Genomic DNA, 17,147 nt, shown 5'->3' on the forward strand with positions numbered 1-17,147 from the left:
GAGGCCGCATGGCACCGAGTAATCGCGGCCCCATCAAGGTGGGCAGTGGCTACATCGAGATCAACACCAGCCTCAGCAACGAGTCGCTGGCGAAGTTCAGGGCCGAGCTGGCCAAGCAGATGGAGAAGGCCGGCACTGAGGCCGGCAAGGCGATGTCCACCGCCGCCACCCAGGGGTTCGAAGCCCTGCCCAAGGCCGCTGCCACAGCGGCCCGGAAGGCAAAGGCCGCAGTCGAGGCAGAGGGCAAGGACAGCGCAGAGACGCTGGCCGCGATCGAGCGGGACCTCACCAAGCAGTTCGGGGCCGAGGCCGCTCGCCGCTTCCGGGAGGCCCGACAGCTCGAAGCGCAGAAGCAGGCCTTGGCCGAGGAGACCAGCACGGTTACTCAGCGGGCTCTTCGAGCCGCTGTCGCACAGGAGACCGAGGCTGCGACGGCTCGGAGCCGACTGACGCAGCAGCGGGAGCGTGCAGCCCAGGCCGCCATCCTTGAGACCGCTCGGATCCGTCAGCAGGCCCAACAGCAGGCCATTCGAGACGAGATCGCACAGAACGCCGTCGTGCGGGACGGACTCCGCCAGCGGCTTGCCGAGACCCGGACCACGTTGTCCGAGATGGAGACCTCCCACACCTCCGTCATGACCCGTGTCCGCAACGCCTGGACGAAGACGTTCGAGCGTACGGAGAAGATCGGGACGAGCCTCACTGAGACCGGCCACCTGATCACGAACAACCTGATCGCCCCGCTCGGCCTGGCGGCCGGCGCTGCTACGACCTTCGGTCTTAAGTCGGCCGACGCCATGATTTCTGCCCAGACCGGCCTTAGGGGCATGGGCATTGAGCTGCGGGACGTCAACTCGCTTCTCAAGCAGATGACTCAATACGGCATTGAGACGCCGTACAGCGTGAACGACATGCTGACCTACGGCACTCGTTACGCACGAGCCAATGCGGCTCACAACAAGAAGTTCGAGTCTTCCGATCCGCTGGTAAAGGCGGAGGGGTCTCGCGAAGTCACCCAGAAGTCCGTCGACATGGTCAAAATGATTGGTGACAGCGCGGCCTACGGCGGTGTTCTCGACCCGAATATGGTGAGCCAGGGCATGTATGCCCTGGAGGTTATCCAGGACATGGGCCGTACTCCTCTGCGAAATCTCAAGCAGTTGGAGCGGGCCACCGGCATTCCTGCCCAGCAGATCGCCAAGCTCGTGGGCTTTCACGACCGCGCGTTCACCCCGGCCGAGCTTGAGGGTAAGAAGAAGCAGGCCAAGGACGCTGGGGCGGTCCTGGACCCGCCGACCACGTATGAAGCTTCCGCCCAGCTCATGGATTTCATGGCGAACGCCAAGGACACTGGCGGTCTTTCGGGCGAACAGCTCATTGAAAAGCTGCTGGAGCATTGGAAGGGCGATCCGAACATCCAGGGCGCCGCCAAGCGCATGGGTGGCGCAACGGTCAGCGGGCGCATCGAGAACATGAAGGAAGCGGCCCAATTCAAGCTCGGCCAGCTTTTCTACAGCGAGGGCGAAGACGGCTCGTACAACTACACCGGGCTTGGCCAGAAGATCATGGGTCACAAGGTCACGGACGAGAAGGGGACCCGGTTTGAGGGTGGCCTTCTCAATGACGTCCAGGACATCGGAAAGGATGTCTTTCCGACTCTCAAGGCCGTTGTCGAGAAATTCATCGGCTCCCTGACCCGATTCACGGCATGGATTAAGAAGGCAGCTGCGTTCCTCGAAGAGCACCCCGGTTTGCGGGACATGATGCTCAAGGCTGCCGAATTCGCTACGGTCCTGGCCCCCATCCTTCTGGGCCTGGGCGTCCTCGCCAAGACCGTGGGCAAGATTGGCAAGCTCGCCGGCACGGCCACCAGCCTGGTGACCACACCCGTGATGGCCGCTGGTCGTGGCGTCCGCGGAGCCTCCCGAGTCGTTCGACAGACCCGGGCCGGCCTGCAAAGTCGAAGCGAGGGTGACGGGTTCCTCCAGGGCTACCGGAACCGCCGAGTGGAGCTGTCCGGGGGCAACAGTGGTGACGAACGCCGGGTCCGCAGTGAGATCCAGGCCCTTGAGGCTCAGATCCGCCAGGCGGACGCCCGGACGGCGGAGCTCCGCCGGGACCTCCAGGAGGTCAATTCCACCAACCTCCGGTCCATCATCCAGGAGCTGTCTGGTGGTGCCCGAAGCGTCGAAGGCGCCGCTCAGGCCGCCCACACTGAGGTAACTCAGGTACGCACCCAGGGAATCGAGCCCCTTGACCGGGCTTCGCTGGCCGGGTTGCGGGCGGAGTTCACCAACACTCGCCAGGACACGGAGCGCCTGGTGGCCGCCGTCAAGGACGGCCAGCGGGAGGTGACCCAGCTCGACGGCAAGAAGCTGACCGCCCTCAAGGTGACCATCGACTCCGCGCATGGTGCCGTCACAGACCTGAAGTTGAAGGTCGAGGGTACATCGCTGGCTGTCAGTCAGCTTGATGGGAAGAACCTCAACCAGCTGAGGGGCGAGTTCGTCCAGGTCCATACCGCGGCGAACACTGTCTTCGAGAAGGTCGGCCAGGGTACTGGTGCCCTCTCGGTTGCTGGCCGCATCGGCCTGCTCGATCAGCGTTCGCTGTCCAGCCTCCGGGCCGAGTTCACCCAGTTGCATGGCTCGGTTGACCTGGTCCACGACAAGGTGGGCCAGGGCACGGGGTCGCTCAACCTGGCTGGCCGGATCGGGCTCCTGAATCAGCGATCCCTGTCGGGGTTGAAGAACGAATTCGATCAGGTCCACAACGCCGCTGAGAGTGCCTACAGCAAGGTTGGCCAGGGTACTGGTGAGAGTTCTCTCGCGGGACGAATAGGGCTGCTGAACAACCGGTCTCTAAGCAGCATCAAGGAGCAGGTTGAGAAACTGAGTGGTGCTCTGAGCACGGCTCACACGCATGCCAACAACCTTGACACCTCGATCGACAACATCACCAAGAAGGCGCCCGGCGGGCACGCAGGATCGGCCAATCCATCGAAGCCGGAGCCCCCGAAGAAGAAGTATGCGACTGGTGGTGTCCTGCCGGGCTATGCGCCCGGCGTGGATTCAATTCCGGCAATGCTGTCTCCCGGTGAGGCGATTCTTCGCCCAGAGGTCACCGCGGCTCTCGGGCCGGCACTGATTCACCAGTGGAACGCGGCTGCCCGAAAGGGCCAGCTGTCCCGCTACGCGGGTGGCGGTATCGCTGGGCGGCTGGGCTTCGACCAGATCCGAGAGGCAATTCAGCTCAGCAACATCTTCCCCTACGCGAGTACTGCGGCCAACGTCATGACCTACGCCAAGGCCAGTGACGATGTCGGCGGCGAAACTCAGGGCGGAATGCTGCGGGCCGGGTCGAACGCCGCTAAGTGGGTCGGGTCCGGTGTCGCGGAGCGCTTCCGGAACATGTTCAACTTCGTGACCACGGACTCGTGGAGCATGCTTCGGCGAGTTCCGACCGGCCTCGGTCAGGTCGCCGGTATTCTCGGCGGCTCTATCTCTCCAGTGCTTGGCGAGTATTTTTGGGATGACGTCTGGAAGGGCGACGGAAACATCCTGCAGCGCGGGAAGAAATTCCTTGGCGATACCTTCTCGACGAACACCCTGAAGCAGGTGATTTCCAATCTGGGCGGTGGCCTCTGGGAGTCCCTGAAGTCAATCGCCGGAACGGCCAAGGATCTCGTCACTGACCCAATAGGGACGGTGAAGGAGGGTATCAACGGGATCTGGGACATGGCCTCGGCAGAGGTCGACCAGCTTACGGATATGGTTCAGGCAGTTAAGGATATCTACGACGCACCGGGCGATTATGCCTGGTCAGTTCTAGAGGATGTCCTGAGTACCGCCACGGAAGCCCTACCCAACCTGGACGGACTTCTCGACTTCGACTCCGGCTCGAAGGTCGATGCGACCCTCTCCATCACTGATCTGGATTTCCACGACATGATGGGTGGCAAACTCGATCCGACCGGGGACCAGGTCACCCGCTGGCGTCCAACGGTGCAGCGGGTTCTGTCTGAGCTGGGCCTTTCCCAGGACTACACGGATCTGGTGCTGCACCGAATCCAGGTCGAATCCGGCGGAGACCCAAACGCCGTGAACCTCTGGGATAGCAACGCGCTCAATCCGAATATCGGCCCGAGCGCGGGCCTCATGCAGACGATCCAGGCCACGTTTGATGCCTACGCCGGCCCGTACAAGTATCTCGGTCGTCTCAATGGTCTAGCCAGCATCTACGCGGGTCTGAACTACGCCATGCACCGATACGGGGCGAACTGGCCGAACGCTCTCTCCGGCAATCAGGGGTACTGGTCCGGGACGTTCAGCGCGTCTCCGGGTCTTCGCCTCGTCGGCGAGCACGGGCCGGAGCTGGTGAATTTCCGTGGGGGTGAGCGGGTGCACGATTCCGGGGATACCCGGCGAATGCTCCAGGGCAAGGCCTACGAGATTCACATTCACGAGGCCAAGAGCGAGGACACCACACAGGCTGTCCTTCGCGCCCTCCAGTATGCGGAGGTTATGTCAGCCATGTAGTCATTTGGAGGCCCCATGCCAATTCCGGCGATTAAGCCGCTGGTCCTCGACCAGCAGCCGGCACCGCTGCCACTGCCGCCTCAGCCGGTGGCATGGGGCCACACTCACGTGACGATCACGGGCTCGAACGGTCAGGGGGAGGAAATCCCCCTGACCGCCTTTGCCACCCGAGAATGGCCCGTCATCCTGATTCAGGCCGGTGCGACCGGACTGGATATGCCGCCGGTCGAGCTGCATTCCGATGATAGCCCCAACTTGGACGGCTCGATCTACCGAGGGTCGCGAGTGGCAGCCCGGCAGGTCATGATTCCGGTGTACCTGCACGGGGTTGACCGCCGCACCCTGAAGGATCTCAAGCGGCGGCTGATCTCGGCGCTCAATCCGAAGAACGGGTTCTGTGTCCTCAAGTTCACCGAGGCTGATTCTCTCACCCGCACTCTATATGCCTATTACAAGGGCGGCATGGAGGGGGATGAAGGCGTGGACAACGCTGGATTCCGGTTTATGAAGTACGGCCTCCAGTTCACGGCCTTCGACCCTTGGTTCTACGGTAATGACCTCCAGGTCGCCGAGTGGCAGTTTGGCGGAGGGAAGCCCTTTCTCAAGACGGGGAAGGCACTGTTCCCTCTCAGCCTGAGCAAGGGGATTCTGTCCAGCAAGGACATCCCGATCATCAATCCGGGCGACGTCGAGGCCTGGCCCATCTGGGAACTCAAGGGGCCCGTCCGCGGATTCAAGATGACCGCACCGGACGGCAGGGCCTTCGGGATCGCAGCGGGCATCACTGGCAGTCCTGACGCCGTGCCGGCGGGCCGCACTCTCATCGTGGATACCCGGCCCGGGGTGAAGACGCTCAGGGACGACCAGGGCGCCAACTACTGGACTCGGGTGGATGCGTCACCGTCGCTCTGGCCAATACCGGCCGGAAAGTCGGCCGTCTCCGTCGACCTCACGGCAGGCAGCTCCGCCGCCTCTCTCCGCTTGTCCTTCCGCCCTCGTTACGAAAGCTACTGACGCCTATGGGTTACCGCATCGAGGTGCGAGACAGATCACTCAACCGCGTTGGTGTCATTGACACTTGGATCAAGCTCGACTTCATCGTGAGGTTCTGCCAGCAGGGTTCTTGGCAGCTCCTCGTGAAGTCGGGTACCGACCAGGCCGCCCTTCTGGAGAAGGGCGGCGGGGTGGCCATCTACCAAGACGGCGTCACAGAGCCGGTGTTGACGGGCCAGATCGAGTTCTTTCAGGAGTACTGGACTGTTGAGCAACACACAGGGCCCGGCAGTCTCTACGTGGGCGGGAAGTGTGACAACAAGCTGGCTTACAGCCGCTTGGCCTTCCCTGAGCCCGCGGTGCCCGTATCCCAGCAGTACACCGCCCGTCCGACCCGCCAGGCCTCCGGCTCCGCCAGTCAGGCCCTCTGGTGGGAGCTGGAGCACTCCCTAGGCACCTCAGCTCTTCCCGACCGTCGAGTTCCCGGCCTGGCTCTCTCGGCACCGGCTGACCTTGGGTCACAGGTCAACGACAGCTTCCGATTCGATGTCCTTGGGGCCACCTTCGAGAGGTGGACTGAGGGCAAGGACTTTGGCTACCGGTTCATCTACAACCCGGACCTGAAGAAGATCGAGCTTCGCATCTTCAAGCCCCGCGATCGTTCCCGAGACGTCCGCTTCAGCCCCGAGTTGGGGAACCTGCGCGAATACGTTTGGACTCTCACCGCACCGCGCGTTACCCGCGTCATCGTGGGCTGTCAGGGCGAGGGCGACGAGCGGTATCTGTACCAGCAGATCGATACGGATGCTGAGGCCGAATGGGGCCTTCAGATCGAAGCTTTTGTCGACAGGCGAGACCTTCCCCTGAGGACTGACCCGGCAACAGGGCGGCCGGTGAAGTCGAAGCCCGATACCACGGATGCCGAGTTTGAGAACGCCAAGAAGGCCGTTCTGGATGCCGCAGCGTCAGCCCTCCAGCAGGGCGAACGCAACGGAAACTTCCAGCTCTATCCGATCGACACGGAACAGATTCGGTTCGGTCGGGATTACTTCGTTGGTGACCTGGTGACCGTCGCAATCGATGGGGTCGAATACACGGACATCGTTCGCGAGGTCAACATCACCGTTGAGGACGCCGGGAAGTCGTTGACCATCCGTCCCAAGATCGGCGAACAGGGAACAGGCGATCCGTTGAATCTCTACAAGACCGTTTCTGAGCTTCGAGAGAAGCTGAGGAAGCTCGAAGCGAGGATGTAATGGCAGAAATCAGCTATCCCTTTTCTCAGGCTAACGCCTCCGGCGGAACGGAGATGGTTTCTCAGGTCCAGTGGCAACAGATGGCCCACCTGTGGGGCGGAGATCGAGTCGATTACCAGCTCACCAACTCGACCCTGGACCCGGGAGCGCTCCCCTTTGCTTGGCGTGTGATCAACGGCCGCACGATCTCTATCGAGGCCGGTAACGCATGGGTCGGGGGCTTTTACTACCAGAACACCGCGCCCCTGAATGTCGACATCGACCCCAACCCCACCGATCGGGCCCGCAAGGACACGGTGGTGATCCGGGCGGACGTCGTGAAGGGCTCGGTCAACATCGTGGCGGTAAAGGGCCAACCCAGCATTTCCCCCATCGCTCCGCGGCCTCAGCGGTCGCCGGGCGGTGTCTGGGAAATGGTGCTCCTCGAAGTCGACGTGCCGGCCGCGAACGGTGCTCTCTCGGTCTACTCCCGTGCTTCCTTCGACATGCCCAGGCCGGTAGCGACGCCATGGAATACCCGTTCCACGGCCGATTTCGTACCTCAGGGCACTTTCATCTATGACCTCGACCAGGACGGCGGGGACTCCCCTTACGAGGCTTTTGCTGGCCGTGACGGCTACATGGTGACTCGCCATCTCGGTAAGGCCAGGCCGTACACTCCGAGCCTTTGGGGCGTGAACACTCAGCCCGCGGAGGTAGACCGCGTGTGCTGGTGGCGCTGGATCGCGCCCAATGTCTACCGCTTCAACATGCGGCTCAGGAATCCAACTTCCGCCGATATCGTGACTACCGGCTGGTACATGCAGGCATCTCTGCCAAACCCGGCCAATGGACGTACGGCCCAAATATTTGAGGGCTACCTCGATAACCCCGGGGGAAACGGCGGTAAGCCATGGCTGTCGTCCGTCAAGGGCATCACCTGGGAAGGCAACGGGACCAGCACCGTAAACCTGGTCACACCAGCGGGTGACTCCCTCGTGGTGCTTCAGGGGATTCCAGCGCACTCGACCCTGCATCTGTCCGGCACCGTCGAATCAGACGTTTTCACTCAGTAAGGAGGAACCCTCTTGGCACGAAATCTCTTCGGTGGTACGGCCGCTGACGTAGCGGAGAGCGTTTCCGGCGCCCGCATCCCGGGTGCTGTCGGAACCGTCTGGGACGGCCCGAGCGAGGGCGCCCGGCAGGTGACGGACCTGACCGACACCAACGGCGCCCCGATCATCCAGCTCGTAGCCGACGTTCGAGGCATGATCCCGAGCTTCTACGGCCCGGCGAATGCAGCCGAACGCCTTTGGGTGGACTTCGGGGCCGGGCGGATCGGCCTTGTGTCGGTGACTGCCGGCGAGCGCCTGGTCCAGCACCAGGCGGCCCCCGACCCCCACCAAGACAGGGCTTACACCAACGAGCGGCTTGCCAACTTCCTGCCGCTGGCTGGGTCGGATCTGAACGTGCCTGCCGGTACGGACTGGGCGCGTTGGATTGTGCCGGCCACTGCTGACACCACGGGCTCCGCCTGGAAGCTCAAGACGGCGGACGGCACGGACTACACCCGCGTGCAGAACTCGGGCACCTTGCTCCTCGACACGATCGGTGTGCGCGCCGCACTCTGCATCGGGGCACCGGCCTACAGCTCGTCCCAGCCTGTCATCAACGTGACCAACTCGAAGGCCACCACAGCAACTACCGCGAGTCTGTTCCGAGTTCAGGGTGACGGCTCGGTGATCTCTGCCGGATCAATCACGGCGGCGAACGTCGGGTCTGCCCGCCTCTTCAGCGGACCCAACGCCCCTTCGAGCCCGAAGGCCGGGGATGTGTGGGTGCAGTATGGCTAACCAACTCCGCGTCTGGAACGGGTCGACCTGGGTCGACAAGACGCCACAGGTCTGGGACGGGACCAAGTGGAGCCCGCGGCCTCCCCTCTACTGGGACGGAGCCGCATGGATGAGCGCGGCCCCGGTGCCCCGGGAGTTTCCGGCCTACGCGGCCAGCACTCGGGCCATGTTCGTGGACCAGGCCCTCGCCGAGGTGGCCCTCCCAGTCGTACGTACGAATGATTTCGTGGTCTCGATCTGCGTCAGCTCTGGCCCTGCGCCAGCGCCCCGTTTACTCACCCCTGCGGGGGCCATCCCGACCCAATACACGCTCACCAGCGGGCTTTTGGTGGCCGTGGCCGTATGGCCCTGGGAGCCGTCCCGGGGTAGCTCGGTGATCTGGGACGTAGGCCCCGCCCACAACGCTGCCGTAATGAACCTGGTGTACCGAAACGGGGACGTCTCCAACATCGGACTTACCCCCGTGGTCGGCATCCGCGAGTACTCCAACACCAACTCGCTGCCCCTGATGCCCTCCACGAGCTACCGAAACGTGTACGCAGCCGTGACCGTTTCCAGCACTCTCACAGGCCTCTCTTGGCCTTCCGGCGTCGCTGGTCGGGACCAGCAACTCGGCACCTTCGGGGCGAATCAGGTCAGTCTCATGGTTGCTGACACCCCGGGTGCCGGCGGTTCGCCCGGCAGCGTGCAGCTCGACACCACCGTCCCTTCCGCAGCAGTTGTTCTCATCTCGGTTCCAGGAAAGTCGGACGGAAAGCCCACCTGGATTCTCGGCGACCCTGTCGGTTCCGAACTCGGCACTACTACTATCCTGGAGCTCTGATTGATTACTCTTCCCACGCTGAAGTCTTGGACCAGTCGCCAGGTTGTTGCCCCGGCCGACATGAACGGCCAGATTTACGACGTCCATAACGCTCTCTACTCAGTGGCTAATGACCACGAGGCATCGATCAACAAGCTGAAGGCGAATCCGGTTCTTTCCGTCGCCCTTCAGAATTCGGTGGTCCTCGGAGCAAACGGTTCGACCGTCATTTATTGGAACACCTCCCAGCCGCTTGCGCGCGTTGGCACCTGGGCAACGACTGACGGCGGAACCATCAAGGTCCCGGAAGCCGGTACATATCGCTTCACCATGAGCTACGGCGGGTGGAGCACTGGCGGCTCCACATGCAAGGCCCATGCGTGGATCGCCACCAGTCCAGGCGCGACTACCGGCGCATTTATTTACCCGCCCACCAACGGGGATGCTCAGTCCACCTCCTTCACCTTTGCGGCGACCCTCAACACCGGCGACGCATTCACGGCCTACATGGTCTCCTGGTGGCAAGGATTCCGATCTGACGGCGGGCCCAGTGACGAGCGAAACGCCTGGAATCTGACCGCTGAAAAGGTTTCTGGCTAAAGGAGGCCAATGGACCCCACTGAAATTTTCGGGTTTGCGGGAACCGCGGCCTCGGTTGTTGCCGCCTTCGTTATTGTCCGGGCCGCCTGGCAGATAAAAACCGCTGAGGTCTGGCGAGGCGAGGCCGAGGCTCAGAAGACCAGGGCGGACCGTCTCCAAGATGACATGAATGAAATCAAGGACCGGCTAACGCGCATCGAGGCGGAGAACCGCCGCCTGGTCGAGCTGATCACCACTCTCGATCCCTCCCGGATACGCTCCGGGCTCTAATTCATTCACCCCCGAGGGGCTGGCCGTACGGCTGGCCCCTTTTACATGCCCTGGAGGCAGTTTGAGTCAGGTATCCGACGTTTTCCGAGTCGCATCTGCCGAGGTCGGCTATCAGGCCGAACGAGCGCCCGGCGAGAGGCCCAGCGGCCACCAGAAGTACAGCGGGCAGGTGCCCGGTCTGGAGTGGAGTAACTACCAGCCGTGGTGCGCAACTTGGGTCAGCTGGGTTGCCATGAAGGCCGGTGTCGCCAGCCTCTACCCCCGTACCGCGTCCTGCTCGAACGCCGTCGACTGGTGGCAGTCCCGGGGCCGCTGGAGCGCCTATCCCGCAGTGGGCGCCCAGGTTCTGTACGGCCCAGGGGGTGGCACTCACACCGGCATCGTCTATGCCTACGACGAGAGCAACATCTACACGTACGAGGGCAACACCTCGATGACCAACGACGCCAACGGCAACAAGGTCATGAAGCGGGAACGGCGCCGCCGGGACGCCTACGTCTACGGCTACGGCCTGCCGGCCTTCGAGGCTGGCATCGTCACCGCGGACCCCGACCTTAAGGGTCGAGCCGGTTTCGTCTTCGCGGCCACCGCGTCCGGCCCGGCCGGAAACTCGGGCTCGACCTCGACCACCCGCACCCTGACCGTGCGAGCGGGTCAGACCATCACCGCCATCGCTGCGGCGGCCGGCATCAGCGTGGCTGCTCTGCTGTCGCTCAACCCGAGCGTCCAGGACCACCCGGACCAGATTCAACCCGGGGACACGATCACCCTGCCAGCCACCCCGGACGGCGGCCAGGACCCGGAAACCGGTCCGACCCCGCCGCCGGTTTCCCCGCCGGCCTCGAACTCCGGCGCTTTCCCTGGCGCAGACCAGTTCGGTCCAGGTGCGAACAACGCCAGCGTGACGAAGCTCGGCGAACTCCTGGTCCAGCGCGGCGCGGGCCGCTTCTACCGGCAGGGTCCAGGCCCTCGCTGGACCGAGGCCGACCGTCAGGCGGTCCAGGCCTTCCAGGAGGCACAGGGGTGGCGAGGCATCTCCGCGGACGGCGTCCCTGGCCCACAGACGTGGGCTCTACTGGTCAACCACCAGGGCCGTGACATTCCGGCCGCCAGCTCGACGAAGCCCACCGCCCCAACTCCCGCCTTCCCAGGTGCCTCCAAGTTCCACGCGGGTGCGGTGAACGAGTCCGTGACCCTGCTGGGGAAGCAGCTGGTCAAGCACGGCTACGGCCGGTTCTACGCCGTAGGCCCTGGCCCTCACTGGAGCGAGGCCGACAGGCGCGCGGTGCAGGCCTTCCAGCGCGCTCAGGGGTGGCGTGGAACTGCTGCCGATGGCTACCCGGGCCCACTCACGTGGGCTCTCCTGATGAAGTAATTAACCCAAGGGGGACACATGAATTCATTCGTCTCGACTCACGCTGTTCGGATCGTGGCCGCCGTCGCGGCCCTGATCCCGCTCCTCACCGCCTGGTACCCGGCGATCCCGTGGGAGGCCCTGGTTGCTGCCGCCGCGGCCCTGCTCGGCGCCGGTGAACTGGCCCAGCGGCACGAGGACAGCAAGACCACGGCGGCCCTGCACGAGACCTCTCCACTGGACGAGGCTGCCCGGCTTCAGGTCGAGCTGACCAAGCTGGAGGCCGACCAGACTCACTGATCCACAAACGCAAAGATGCGCCCCCTCCCCGTTTCGGGGAGGGGGCATTTTCTGCTTTCCGGCACTCTGAAGAACTACAGGCCTCCGGCATGCCTGTAGTTTCAACTGCGTTTCTGGTTACGGGATTTGGCTGCTAGCGTTCGTCCTCTCCACCCCTACAACATGCTGTGAGGTGCCTCTATGACTCAGGCGATGCCTCGGCAAAAGAACCCCCAGGCCCCGCGCTTCCAGATCGGCCTACGGCCCGCGCAGCTGCCTGATGACGACTTCGAGGACGACGCCACGATCAAGGGCCGTCGCTACGAGGGCTTGAGCCTCGTCGGCCGCCAGGGCGAGGCCATCGAGGTGGAACAGTCTTCTTTCGAGAATGTCCGATTTACTGGGACACACCTGGTTCGGTCGGTTCTCGCTCACGTCACCTTCGACACGTGCGACTTCGCCACAGTTCGAACGCAAGACGTGTCGATCCTCCGAAGCACGGTCACCGGGTGCCGGCTCACCGGGTCCTCGTGGAGCAACGGAAGCTTCCGTGACGTCCTCTTCGAGGGCACCCGAGCAGATAGCACCCTCTTCCGCTACGCCAAGCTGAACACGGTGGTGTTCACGGATTGCAACCTCAGTCAGGCGGACTTCCAGTTTGCTGAGCTTCGCAATGTCCGATTCGAGAAGTGCGATCTCACCGGGGCCCAGTTCGCCAACGTCGTCATCCAGCCCGGTGTCAGCTTCGACGGCTGCACGCTGATCGATCTTGGCGGGGCCTCCCACCTCAAGGGCGCCACTGTACGAGGCCCAGGAGGGATGGAGCTGGCTCTGAGCCTCGCCAGGGAGGCTGGCATCGTATTCGAGGCCTGAGTTAAGGCCGCGGGGTTGCCGGAAATTCAATCCGCCGCAGCTCTCCATCGTCTTCCGTCACGAGCACTACGAGTGGTACGTAGTCGGGAATGAACAGCTCCCGACGAACCTCCTCTGCGATGACCTCCTCAGGGTGCCGGCTCATGTCCTCCTCGGTTACGAACGGGAAGGAGAGAGCGCCCTCGATCTCCAGCTCGTAGCCTTCGGCGCGAACGACTTCCACGCGTACTTCGCGTGGCACCGGTACATCAGACACACGTACTCCGTGAGGTGCAAGCAGTGGGCCTCGCCCGGGGTGTTGGGCGAGGCCCTTGGCCAGCTAGGCGGCGGCAGGCAGCTCGTAGTGTGCGAACTCCTGGCCCGAGATGGACCGTTCGACGAGGTCGAAGTCCAGAGTCTCCGCGAAGGCGGCCAGCTCCCGGACCATCCCCTGACCGTACGGGGTGAACAGGTCGAGCTTGCCGAGCAGGCCGTCCGTGCACTCGCGGATCGAGTGGCGGAACTTGTCCACCAACTCCGTCTCGCCCCTCAGGTGTTGCATCCACATGAGGGGCGGGGCGACGACCGCGGAGTGGAAGGCCTTGTCCAGCGGCCTCAGCTGGCCGAACTTCACGGCCGAGACGACCCGGTGCTCGTCGGCCTCCAGCTCCTTGGCCGGCAGGGTGTACATGCCGTACACCATGTGCTCCAGGAACACGTTCAGGTGCACCGTCTCGTGGACCAGGGACTCGGCGAAGTCGTGGGGCCGCCAGTCGTCACCGGGGCTCATGCTGACAAGGCCGGGCAGGATGCTGCCCGTCCCGCCGCCCTTGTTGGTCGAACTGAAGAAGACGACGTCGGTCACCACCAGGTCCACCAGAGCGCCCAGGTCCGGGGCGGTGTCTCGCGTGTGCAGCTGCGCGATGGAGAAGTCCCGGGTCCACTTGTCCCGCAGGTCGGTGGGAGTGTCCTCCAGGCCCTCGAAAACGTTCTCGAAGACTCGGTTCTCGATCAGGTACGTACCCCACTCGCTGTCCTTGAAGTGGACCGCGATGCCCTCCCCCTCGACGGGCAGGGGGCGGAAGGCGGAGACGACCTTCCGGTACGCGACCGGGAGGTCCGCAGCGGTCGGCGGCGGCTGCTTGTTGACCGCGCTCACGAGTCGCCCGATCGTCTCACGGGCGTGGTGGATGTTGAGGAATCGCATGGACGCTCCTTGGCTGAGATGCTGGGAACACCAGGTGCCCGGCCCCAATCCCAGTGGGGCCGGGCACCTGGCCTACTTCAGGCGCTCAGACCGGCCGTCAGCTGGTCCAGCCACCCATCATCGAGGTGTTGTCCTGGCCGAAGAACGCCCGGACGTTGCCCTGGATGGTGTCGACGGCGGCGACGTCGAGGGACGACGTGGCGTCCTCGGTCACCTCGGGCTCCTCGGTGGTGATGATCGCGGGCATTGCGATCTCCCTTCGGTTTGACGTGGTGGTGCAACCTCCCCGACGGGGAGGAACTTGTGAGGGTCAGTGACCCAAGAGGTTGAGGCTTGGGGCCCCGTCCCAGTCGTCCGTGGTCCACAATTCACGCCACTGGGACGGGGGTTGTGCTCCCCTCCCCGATCTTCACAGGCGGATCGGGGTTCGCCCCTTCCCGTGAGGAAAGGGTGGTCTGATGCGTGCCGTCGACCGCAGGGAGGCACGACCCAATTCCACAGTCGACGGCACGCGCCCGGCCTCCCCAGAGGCCGGGAGTTTCATGCCCGCCCCGGTCGTCCGCGGACCACAAGACGCGTCACCGGGGCGGGGATCCCAGCAAGAGAGGTCAGGTCCCTCTAACTGGTGGTCTGATCGCGCCACCCCCCACAGAGGGAGGATGAGCCCGGCGGGAGGTGGCGCGTGTGCTCCGGGGTCCTGCAACGACGCTCCGAAGCGATCCGGCGGGGCTGCTCGCCGGCCCCTGCTCACCCGGGGAGTGGGACAGGTGGCAGGAGTTGAAACCCACCGCCGCAGGTGATGAACACCGGCACTGCGGCGGTGGAAGCTTGTCAGGTCGGCGGGTCCGGCTCGGCGCCCTCCCACCAACCACCCGGGCCGTGTACTTCCCAGGGACGTCCCCGGCACGACTGACGCAGGCGACGACGGTCCAACTGGGCTCGCAGGCCCATACGGCGCCGAAGCGCGGCCAACTCCTCAGGCGTGCAACGAAGCTCCTCAGGCGGAGCATTCAGGACATTCTTGGGGCCCGAAAGACTCACGACCAGTCCTCCCGTCGGGGTGGCAGCTCCGCGCGCATGGCCACCCTGTGGACGTAACGCTCAAGGGCAGCGAGGTGGTCAACGCAGACCGGTACCGCCACCAACTCCCCGTCTTGCCGCTGGAAGTAGAAGCCAGGCCCCACCAAGGTGGGGCGGTCACACGGCACACACCGGCCAAGCTTCCACAGGTGGGAAACAGGCACCTCCGGGACTGTGCCCGGATGGTTGAATGCCGTCTGGATGCCGATCACCGCAGCCTCGCCAGTACTTTCCCGGCCTGGGTGCCGGAGTCGAACCGCCCGACCACAAGTTTCTTGCCGTCTTCGACGTACCCGAAGTCACCGCAGCCGAGGCAGGACCACCACGAGTCGTCGGCGGCCCGCTGGCCGAAGGGTCGAGCACCAGTCCACTCCACTGTGCCGCAGCACCGGGGCGGCCAGTCAGCAGCCCAACGGTTCCGGGTCGCCCGTTCCATGGCCGCGAATCCGCCGGCCACGACCGTGCTGAATTCCAGGCCGGCCAGCAACACTCCGGCGGGGCTCACAGCGCGGGCCCATCAAACGGCCGGCGCCTGGGGTTGCCGGCGGTCCCGGGTGCAATCTCCCTCGGGCTGAGCGGTTCGATCAGGTCCCGCCGCGTCATCCACACGCCGCCGTTTTCACCGAGCGGTCGCAACTCCACCGTCTTGACGGACCAGCCCGGTCCCACGTACACACCCTCGCGCGGCTCCCCAAGCTCCTTGTGGCCGAAGTCGCGTACAACTTCGTGGAGTTGGGGCTGAAACGGGGGTCTCTCGTCTTCAGGCATGGGGGTCTCCGTAGGTAGCACGGCGCTCTCGGCGCCTCACCGGGTGTAGCCATGGTGACGCGCTGGCCCCTACCATCGGAAGACTTCCCCTCTTGACAGATCCCCCGTGGGATTCGGAAGACAACGGAGGCTTGACGATGCGTGAGACAGAGCTCGACCCTTCGGCGTCTCCACTGAAGGCCTTTGGCGCGCAAGTCCGCAGGTTGCGCAAGGCGGCGGGGCTCACGCAGATAGAGCTCGGCAAGCTCACTAACCTGAGCGACAGTCAGATCTCTAACCTCGAACGGGGTACTCGCATTCCCACACTTGACTGGGTCAAAGCCGCGGACGTCGTCCTAGGTGCTGGTGGGGTACTAGAACTGACGTACTGGAGCCTCAGCGGCGGCGGTTCGCTCCTGGAGGGCTTTCCGGAGTACGCGGCCGAGGAGTCCAAAGCCGTTGAGCTGCGACAGTTCGAACTGGGGGTAATCCCGGGACTCTTCCAGACGAAGGCCTACGCAGAAGCCCTAGCAGCCGCAGACGTTCGACGTGGGGCGATTACGGCTGAAGAGGCCGAGGCGCGGGTTGCGTACCTGCTGACCCGTCAACAACGCCTCGACGGCGCCGACGCGCCCCTACTTCATGCGGTCCTGGACGAGAGCTGCATCCGAAGGCTGGTGGGCGGGCCGGCAGTCATGCACGAACAGCTGACTCGTCTGGTCGACCTGGCGGAACGCCCGAGGACTATCATTCAAGTCGCGCCCTTTTCCATGGGCGAGCGCCGCTCGCTGGCGCTACCGGTCGTACTGCTCACCCTGCCTGATCGAACTCTGCTGGGATACACCGAGTCGCAGGAGCGGGGCTTCCTAACCAGGGAAACCGGAACTGTCACCCTGTGGGCCCGTGACTACGATCGTCTCCAAGTGGGTGCCAGCTCCGATGTGGTTTCCCTCGACATGATTCGCGCAGCCCGGAAGGACCTCCGACCATGAACGCCCGCACTGACCGCCTGACCTGGATCAAGTCCTCTTACAGCCAGAACGGGGGCAACTGCGTCGAGGTTGCCCCTGGTGTCCCCGGTGTCATGCCCGTCCGAGACTCCAAGGACACCCAGGGACCGGTCTTGGTCTTCCCCACGGACGCGTGGGACTCGTTCATCACCGCCGTTCGCACTGGGGAGTTCGGCGAGATCTGATGACGTCAAGGAGGCCCCCACCCCGCCGGGTGGGGGCCTCCGTCGTCCTACTCGGCGTCTGCCACTTCCGTACCGGCTTCCGCGGGCGCTGGCTCCTCTTCGTGCCACACCCCGTCCCGCCAACGAGCGACCAGTGGCGCGA

17 protein-coding genes are annotated in these 17,147 nt (G+C 64.2%); 13 read left to right on the forward strand and 4 right to left on the reverse strand.

Annotated features, from left to right (window positions below; all coding sequences use genetic code 11):
* The first annotated feature begins 8 nt into the window (after positions 1–8).
* From ACIRVF_RS11305 to ACIRVF_RS11355, 11 genes are all read left to right on the forward strand, one after another.
* Complete coding sequence (locus tag ACIRVF_RS11305) at positions 9–4,538, forward strand: transglycosylase SLT domain-containing protein (RefSeq protein ID WP_402816053.1); 4,530 nt, start codon at positions 9–11, stop codon at positions 4,536–4,538.
* 15 nt (positions 4,539–4,553) lie between these two features.
* Entirely contained in the window at positions 4,554–5,552 is a 999-nt protein-coding gene (locus tag ACIRVF_RS11310) for a phage tail domain-containing protein (RefSeq protein WP_402816054.1), read from the forward strand.
* Between the two features lie 5 nt (positions 5,553–5,557).
* On the forward strand, positions 5,558–6,787 hold the full coding sequence (locus ACIRVF_RS11315) for a siphovirus ReqiPepy6 Gp37-like family protein (protein ID WP_402816055.1): 1,230 nt from the start codon (positions 5,558–5,560) through the stop codon (positions 6,785–6,787).
* On the forward strand, positions 6,787–7,842 hold the full coding sequence (locus ACIRVF_RS11320) for a hypothetical protein (protein ID WP_402816056.1): 1,056 nt from the start codon (positions 6,787–6,789) through the stop codon (positions 7,840–7,842). The genes ACIRVF_RS11315 and ACIRVF_RS11320 overlap by 1 nt, the downstream gene beginning before the upstream one ends.
* Positions 7,843–7,854: 12 nt before the next feature.
* On the forward strand, positions 7,855–8,619 hold the full coding sequence (locus ACIRVF_RS11325; protein ID WP_402816057.1) for a hypothetical protein: 765 nt from the start codon (positions 7,855–7,857) through the stop codon (positions 8,617–8,619).
* Positions 8,620–9,031: 412 nt separating this feature from the next.
* Complete coding sequence (locus ACIRVF_RS11330) at positions 9,032–9,442, forward strand: hypothetical protein (protein WP_402816058.1); 411 nt, start codon at positions 9,032–9,034, stop codon at positions 9,440–9,442.
* Complete coding sequence (locus ACIRVF_RS11335) at positions 9,443–10,021, forward strand: hypothetical protein (RefSeq protein ID WP_402816060.1); 579 nt, start codon at positions 9,443–9,445, stop codon at positions 10,019–10,021. It begins immediately after the preceding gene.
* 9 nt (positions 10,022–10,030) lie between these two features.
* Positions 10,031–10,291: a hypothetical protein gene (locus ACIRVF_RS11340; protein WP_402816061.1), complete on the forward strand. Its 261-nt coding sequence runs from the start codon at positions 10,031–10,033 to the stop codon at positions 10,289–10,291.
* Between the two features lie 61 nt (positions 10,292–10,352).
* Positions 10,353–11,666: a peptidoglycan-binding protein gene (locus ACIRVF_RS11345; protein WP_402816062.1), complete on the forward strand. Its 1,314-nt coding sequence runs from the start codon at positions 10,353–10,355 to the stop codon at positions 11,664–11,666.
* Positions 11,667–11,720: 54 nt separating this feature from the next.
* A complete protein-coding gene (locus tag ACIRVF_RS11350; RefSeq protein WP_402816063.1) occupies positions 11,721–11,945 on the forward strand; it encodes a hypothetical protein in 225 nt (74 codons plus the stop codon).
* Between the two features lie 180 nt (positions 11,946–12,125).
* Positions 12,126–12,797, forward strand: coding sequence for a pentapeptide repeat-containing protein (locus ACIRVF_RS11355; protein ID WP_402816064.1), 672 nt, complete (start codon positions 12,126–12,128; stop codon positions 12,795–12,797).
* A 1-nt stretch (position 12,798) separates the two neighbouring features.
* On the opposite strand, the gene ACIRVF_RS11360 is transcribed toward ACIRVF_RS11355, so the two are convergent.
* From ACIRVF_RS11360 to ACIRVF_RS11375, 4 genes are all read right to left on the reverse strand, one after another.
* Positions 12,799–13,053, reverse strand: a complete 255-nt coding sequence (locus ACIRVF_RS11360; RefSeq protein ID WP_402816065.1) for a hypothetical protein — start codon at positions 13,051–13,053, stop codon at positions 12,799–12,801.
* 63 nt (positions 13,054–13,116) lie between these two features.
* Positions 13,117–13,983 carry an aKG-HExxH-type peptide beta-hydroxylase gene (locus ACIRVF_RS11365; protein ID WP_402816066.1) on the reverse strand — a complete coding sequence of 289 codons (867 nt, stop codon included), beginning with the start codon at positions 13,981–13,983 and terminating at the stop codon, positions 13,117–13,119.
* Positions 13,984–14,080: 97 nt separating this feature from the next.
* Positions 14,081–14,230: a hypothetical protein gene (locus ACIRVF_RS11370; protein WP_402816067.1), complete on the reverse strand. Its 150-nt coding sequence runs from the start codon at positions 14,228–14,230 to the stop codon at positions 14,081–14,083.
* 1,334 nt (positions 14,231–15,564) lie between these two features.
* A complete protein-coding gene (locus ACIRVF_RS11375; RefSeq protein ID WP_402816069.1) occupies positions 15,565–15,831 on the reverse strand; it encodes a hypothetical protein in 267 nt (88 codons plus the stop codon).
* Positions 15,832–15,968: 137 nt separating this feature from the next.
* Here ACIRVF_RS11375 and ACIRVF_RS11380 point away from each other — a divergent pair, with 137 nt between their 5' ends.
* Positions 15,969–16,802: a helix-turn-helix domain-containing protein gene (locus tag ACIRVF_RS11380; RefSeq protein WP_402816070.1), complete on the forward strand. Its 834-nt coding sequence runs from the start codon at positions 15,969–15,971 to the stop codon at positions 16,800–16,802.
* Positions 16,799–17,005 (forward strand): DUF397 domain-containing protein, encoded by a 207-nt coding sequence (locus ACIRVF_RS11385; protein WP_402816072.1) that lies wholly within the window; start codon positions 16,799–16,801, stop codon positions 17,003–17,005. Before ACIRVF_RS11380 ends, ACIRVF_RS11385 begins: the two co-directional genes overlap by 4 nt.
* The last annotated feature ends 142 nt before the right edge of the window (positions 17,006–17,147 follow it).

The sequence above is a fragment of the Kitasatospora sp. NPDC101157 genome, from assembly GCF_044768255.1.
Taxonomy (GTDB): Bacteria; Actinomycetota; Actinomycetes; order Streptomycetales; family Streptomycetaceae; genus Kitasatospora.

Excerpts from the sequence above, each read along its gene's own strand:
- ACIRVF_RS11305 (WP_402816053.1), top strand. The coding sequence starts at position 9 with ATGGCACCGAGTAATCGCGGCCCCATCAAGGTGGGCAGTGGCTACATC.
- ACIRVF_RS11310 (WP_402816054.1), top strand. The coding sequence starts at position 4,554 with ATGCCAATTCCGGCGATTAAGCCGCTGGTCCTCGACCAGCAGCCGGCA.
- ACIRVF_RS11315 (WP_402816055.1), top strand. The coding sequence starts at position 5,558 with ATGGGTTACCGCATCGAGGTGCGAGACAGATCACTCAACCGCGTTGGT.
- ACIRVF_RS11320 (WP_402816056.1), top strand. The coding sequence starts at position 6,787 with ATGGCAGAAATCAGCTATCCCTTTTCTCAGGCTAACGCCTCCGGCGGA.
- ACIRVF_RS11330 (WP_402816058.1), top strand. The coding sequence starts at position 9,032 with ATGAACCTGGTGTACCGAAACGGGGACGTCTCCAACATCGGACTTACC.
- ACIRVF_RS11340 (WP_402816061.1), top strand. The coding sequence starts at position 10,031 with ATGGACCCCACTGAAATTTTCGGGTTTGCGGGAACCGCGGCCTCGGTT.
- ACIRVF_RS11355 (WP_402816064.1), top strand. The coding sequence starts at position 12,126 with ATGACTCAGGCGATGCCTCGGCAAAAGAACCCCCAGGCCCCGCGCTTC.
- ACIRVF_RS11365 (WP_402816066.1), bottom strand. The coding sequence starts at position 13,983 with ATGCGATTCCTCAACATCCACCACGCCCGTGAGACGATCGGGCGACTC.
- ACIRVF_RS11370 (WP_402816067.1), bottom strand. The coding sequence starts at position 14,230 with ATGCCCGCGATCATCACCACCGAGGAGCCCGAGGTGACCGAGGACGCC.
- ACIRVF_RS11375 (WP_402816069.1), bottom strand. The coding sequence starts at position 15,831 with ATGCCTGAAGACGAGAGACCCCCGTTTCAGCCCCAACTCCACGAAGTT.
- ACIRVF_RS11380 (WP_402816070.1), top strand. The coding sequence starts at position 15,969 with ATGCGTGAGACAGAGCTCGACCCTTCGGCGTCTCCACTGAAGGCCTTT.
- ACIRVF_RS11385 (WP_402816072.1), top strand. The coding sequence starts at position 16,799 with ATGAACGCCCGCACTGACCGCCTGACCTGGATCAAGTCCTCTTACAGC.